5 protein-coding genes and 1 pseudogene are annotated in these 5,408 nt (G+C 31.9%); 2 read left to right on the top strand and 4 right to left on the bottom strand.

Going from position 1 to position 5,408, the window contains the following annotated elements; all coding sequences use genetic code 11:
* On the top strand, positions 1 to 238 hold a 238-nt coding region (locus AP75_RS13330; protein WP_143755904.1), incomplete at its 5' end, for a transposase.
* A gap of 165 nt (positions 239 to 403) precedes the next feature.
* Here the strand turns inward: AP75_RS13330 and AP75_RS13325 are convergent.
* From AP75_RS13325 to AP75_RS13310, 4 genes are all read right to left on the bottom strand, one after another.
* Complete coding sequence (locus tag AP75_RS13325) at positions 404 to 1,003, bottom strand: hypothetical protein (RefSeq protein ID WP_185116487.1); 600 nt, start codon at positions 1,001 to 1,003, stop codon at positions 404 to 406.
* Between the two features lie 83 nt (positions 1,004 to 1,086).
* Positions 1,087 to 2,316 carry a type II toxin-antitoxin system HipA family toxin gene (locus AP75_RS13320; protein ID WP_088264961.1) on the bottom strand — a complete coding sequence of 410 codons (1,230 nt, stop codon included), beginning with the start codon at positions 2,314 to 2,316 and terminating at the stop codon, positions 1,087 to 1,089.
* A complete protein-coding gene (locus AP75_RS13315; protein WP_031501534.1) occupies positions 2,313 to 2,618 on the bottom strand; it encodes a helix-turn-helix domain-containing protein in 306 nt (101 codons plus the stop codon). Before AP75_RS13315 ends, AP75_RS13320 begins: the two co-directional genes overlap by 4 nt.
* Before the next feature lie 326 nt (positions 2,619 to 2,944).
* Positions 2,945 to 4,831 carry a hypothetical protein gene (locus AP75_RS13310; RefSeq protein WP_143755902.1) on the bottom strand — a complete coding sequence of 629 codons (1,887 nt, stop codon included), beginning with the start codon at positions 4,829 to 4,831 and terminating at the stop codon, positions 2,945 to 2,947.
* 360 nt (positions 4,832 to 5,191) lie between these two features.
* Here AP75_RS13310 and AP75_RS13305 point away from each other — a divergent pair.
* Positions 5,192 to 5,408: pseudogene (locus AP75_RS13305) on the top strand (IS5/IS1182 family transposase); the annotation flags it as partial.

The raw sequence follows: 5,408 nt of genomic DNA, 5'->3' as shown, positions 1-5,408 counted from the left end.
AGATTTTGTAGAGCTTCATATTATGGAAAAAAGTTCAAAAGAAACTACCGAAGAAACTTTAAAATGGGTTCATATTGCCATTAGCAACGCCAAAAGAAATTTGTTGGGCAATTACCACAAAATAAAAAGAAAGTATCTTCAACTCTATCTCAACGAATTCATCTACAAGCTAAATCGAAGATATTTTGGAGATAGACTCTTTGAAAAGCTTATTATTGCTAACATTACAGGATTATGATTAAAAACGGATAATCAATAAAAACAGGGTTTTGTTCAATAGAAATTGAAAGGGTAAAAACATTTTATGTATTACTGAAGTAGTACATTTCCAAGGTGCTGCAATATCTTTTGGGTGTAGTTGCCACCAATAGTTTCGTCTTCGGAAAGTACTATTAAAGGAAATTTACATCATTACTTCTTTTATCAACTTTCTTTCCTGAGCTAAAATATGACTTCTCACTTCTTTGTCTTTTTCATTGTAAAGCAACACTTGAAAGTCTACGAATTTCTTTGAAATTTCGATGAATTTTCCAGACCGGATGAAAGCTCCAAGCCAATTTGCAAACGCTTCCATACCCTTCTGATGATGCCGGTATTTGAAATCTTTAGTATATTCCAGATTTTCCAAATTAGAGTTTTCGTATTTTATGATTTTTAACGGAATCTGTTCAAAAACAGTGTCGAAAAGATAAGTGTTGCCAAAATAGGTTTGAAATGCTTTCTGTTCGGCTTCCTTCAGTTTGCCTTTATTGAATAGAATCACCGTCCACTCGAACAAAAAATTTGGAAAACCAATATCATCCGGGAAGTTTTTCTCAAACCACTTCAAATACCGAAGTCCTCCGTCCCAGTCTTGCAATTTCACGTAGAGTTCGGGTGGCAAATACCGCAATCCTCGGCTATCGTCATAGAATCCTCCCCAACGTCGTTTGTCAGCGGCAAGTTCTGCTTTTATTTTCTTGATTTTTAGTTGGAGTTTTTCCGCCTGTTTTTCTGTCATCATTTTACAGATATTATTCTATGAAGATACGACTTTTTGTGTTCGATCATACCAAAAATCAGACATGGCATTTTAATCATGCATAATTAATAAATCCGAATTCTGCTCTCAATCAAATCAATATTCCCTTTATCAACTCCATATACCTTCGCTAACATTTTCCAATTATTTAATGAATTGCCCGTTTTTCGAATAACTTCATTAATTAATTCTTTTGAAAGTTTTGCTTCTAAACCTAATTTTTCAAGGTGCTTTTTAGTAATATTTCTTCCCTCTCCCATCACCATTGTGCTTTGTTCTCCTCCTGGTCCATTAGAAAATGTGAGATCATATGCAGGAGATAATTTCCATTCGCCAAATTCATCCATCAAAAAACTGAAATTTTTAGCATGGTCGTCCCGATTGTGTGCCATTACATTGAAAACAGCCAATCGAAACATTTTTTCAACCTCTCGAATATCTTTGGTAAGAACATTCGTTAAAGCCAACAAATCTTCATAATCATGAGATGGAAACCTAAAGTTACTATGAATCAATCCGCTTACAGAGTGCATGTGGAAGCGTTTATTTTTATCCCTGTCAAATCTTTTTACAGCAAAATAGCCACTTCCTTTTTCTGAAGGAAATAAATGTGTAGCAGGCATTTCTAAACCTGCATTTTCTGCCATTAATGAGTAAACATATTCAATAGCTCCTGAATCGTTACCATCTTGTGTATTTGGAAATTTCACAATCCAATGTTCGAAACCATCTTTCAAATCACCTGCAACATGGGAAATATTTTTTCTTTCTGTATCAACCCCAATTAATGCTTTTGGTCTCGCTCCAGCAGAAGATCCATTCAAAGCTAATAGTTCATTGATTACCTCTCCAGATTCGCCTTCCAAAACTTGCTCAGTTTGAGATGCCAAAAAATCAAGGTCAATCTTATCATTATTAATCTCAGGACTTTCATCAGGTTCATACACCAAAGCTCCCATTCCATTTAATCCAACGTACGCTAAGCGATCTAAAGCTGAAACTTCATTCGGTAAAATCCCTTCAGCTCTCAACATCCTGTCAAAAAGTAATCTTCCCCAACCGTCGGGCAAACTGTCATTGAAAACTCCTGCCAATCCTTCAAAAGGTGTTCTAGGAAGTTCTATTACTCCACGTTGTAGTGGAAATTTTAATGGCGAAATTTCTAAATTAGTTTCAAGAAAAGCATTGACGTATTCAAAATAGATGATTCCATCACGAATTGCTAATCGTCCTACCGGTTGAATTTCTGATCCAAAATTCAATCCTACTTTTAATTCTTTGATGGATGTTCTCATTTTTTACTTCCTCTTTTTTTAATGGTTTTTTCGTCAATCTTTATGACTTCGTCAATCGATTTAAAAGCAGGTGTATTTGGTTTTAAGCCCTCGATCATCTCTTGTAAACCACCCACAATAGAAAGAATTTTCAAAAAAGATTCTAATGAAATCATTCCCGTTTGTTCAAACTTTCTTAAAGTAGATAAAGGAACACCAGATCTCTCCGCCAAACCTTCTTGAGTAAGATCCATTTGTAATCTTCGCTCACGAATATTTTGAATTATATTTTTTTGGGCTTTGGAAAGTGAGGTAAATAACATTATAAGGGTGTTTAATCGGATTAATTGAACATAACTAATATTATTGTGTTACAAATATACGAAATGTATTTGATAATATTATAAATAAAAAGAAGGATAATCGGATTCTATTCCGTCATACTTTGATGGAAGTTCGTTTGTTGAAATATTATCATATTCAGGAAACTCAATATTTGTATTTGTTTCCGTTAGAAATATTAAGTCTGCGCTGAAATCAGAAATGATTCTGTTATTTCTTTAATTCTTTTATCGTTGATTTTTGGACGTTTAATATTCCAAGAAAGGATTTTCATATTAGAATTTATCATTTTCGCTCAATTAAAATCTTACAAAACACTTTCTCGCAACAAATATGCATGGATAGAACCTCTTTCTACCATAAAATCAAGAATTGGAATTATTTTGTGCTTAAGTTTTATTTCCTCTTTTATTTCTTTCCTGTGTAGAAAAATAAATTTACTAAGCAAGTTTTCTAAATAGTATAATGTATTACCTTCTAGATCGCCTAAATCTAAGGATTTATTTTGGTGAACTACTGCATAAATCCAATCTATTCCTTCAATTGTAAATTTAGAGCCAATTGTATTTAAAACTCTCGATACAGAATATAAAAAAGAAGGAATATGACCTAATTCGTTACTTGCATTAAGAAAAAATTGTAAACTTTCACTTCTTAAACTGTGCCAATCTTCTACACCTTCGCGCCACCATCGCCAAGCCAAGAAGTAATTTATAATAATATTCTGTAAAAAATAATTTTTTGAATTACTGCTCAATTCCTTAATTTTTGAATAAAGTAACCGCCAAATCCTCCAGAAATTATTGTACCGATTTAATCTATCTTGTGCTCCAACAATTTCTTCAATAAATGAGGCTGTTTCTTCAGTAAGTGAAATTTCATTAATGAATGGATCAATTAATGCTTGTATTTCTTCATTTTCTCTTTCTAGTATGAAACTAGCAAATTTTCTGAAAATCTGTAGACGAACAAAATGGATTTCAGAATCCTCTCCGAATTCTTTTTTATAATTTCTCCTATCCTTCAATAAAATCGGAGCAACCTTCGGTAAAGTTTTAGAAAAAATATCTAAATGTGTTTTATATTTAGTTTCAGAAGGCAAAAGTTGATACACTATTTCCAGACCATGTAAATCTAATAAATTAAGTTTATTGGCATCGTAAACCAAATCTAAAAAGTTTGTATCTGAATAGTTTTTTTCTAATTCTTCAAAAATTAACCTTTTCGAAATTCTCTCTCCATAAAATCTATTCTTTGTTTTTTCGTTTACCAAATTTTTAAAAATAGGCTGAATATTAATGTAACCTAACAAAACCGCCTGTGCCACTTCATAATCATCTTCCCATAATTTTGATTTATGGATAGATTCTATAACATAGTCACAAATTCTTTTATATGCACCAATTGAATGCTTATCAAGGAGTATTTTTACCAGTGAAGAAATATAGAATTCCTTCTCCTCGGGATACTGAAAAATTAAGGCTGGAATTGCACGAATACAAGCTTCTACGCCATCACTAATTTGATATTCATATTCATCCGATAACAACAAAAATATAGTTGAATCAACAACTTCTTTGCAAAATTGCTTATCATCCACATCAAGGCAATCAACATGTTCAATTAATAATTTTGAACAAACAAAAGATGGAGTTGAATAGCCAATAATACCTAGTTTATTTTTACCTTCTTTAAGATCCTTTACTAGTTGCTTAGTTTCATTTAGGGCTAAAAGTGGGTCATTATCAAACTTCTGATAACTATTGTTTTTATTCGGGTTTCTTTCATTACTAATAAAATCCGACCATAAATGTAATGGTGAATATTTAAAAACTTCATCATATTCTTTTTTGGATTCCTCTATCTCTAACTTTAGTTCGTCAGAAAGTTGTTTGGGGCTGAATTCAATTATAAACCCATTATCTGTTTCCTCAGTAATTTTACCCTCAAGATTTCTTCTATCCATTCTTGCTAACAGAATTCCATAAATTTCATTAACCTCGGAATTAGATTTAAAATTATCAATTATCTTATAAATTTCTTGAATAAAATCATTGTTCTGATCTTCTGTAAATCCTTTTACACCCGTAAATTGATAGTTCAAAAACAAATTTTCTAGACTTATATTACGATGCTGTTCTTCACATGTTTTTAATCTTTCATCTGTATAAATTGCATCGGGGATTTTGTTCATCCCGTAACCAATTCCGTACAACGATTTAGCTTGAAATTCATTTATTTTTCTATTGTTATCAGTGTGAAAAAATTCTATTGTTCTAAACAGAAATAACGCAATTTTATAGCATTTCTCGGGAAATGCAAGAACTATACTGCAAACAATAGCAGTGAGTGATGCAGATCTAGATTGTAAAAGAATTTTTTTTAAAATATGTTCTAATGGCTCAACATTTAAGATTTTCGCAAACTCTAATAGTACCTTTTCTAGTCTCTCCTTAAACCACTTATAATTTACTGATTATTAGTATTTTGGGTTTAAAATAGCTTGTTTTTTATTGCAAGAATTTGTATATTAGAGCTTTAAAACCTTGCAAATATGTTAGGAAAAAATCCAGAAAAACTGCCAGAATTATTCCGCCCGATGTTGGTTGATTTTATTGATGATAAACACGAACTCGTTTTGCTTTCAGATAAAATAGATTGGAATTATTTCGAGAACGAATTTTCGCCGTTGTACTCTAAAGTGGGCAATCCGAGCCATCCGATTCGTTTTATGGTGGGCTGTTTGCTTCTGAAACATCTTTATAATTTGG

It is taken from the genome of Kaistella haifensis DSM 19056 (assembly GCF_000735695.2).
Classification (GTDB): domain Bacteria; phylum Bacteroidota; class Bacteroidia; order Flavobacteriales; family Weeksellaceae; genus Kaistella; species Kaistella haifensis.
Note: the sequence above shows the minus strand (reverse complement) of the source record. Positions and strands in the feature narration are given on the sequence as shown.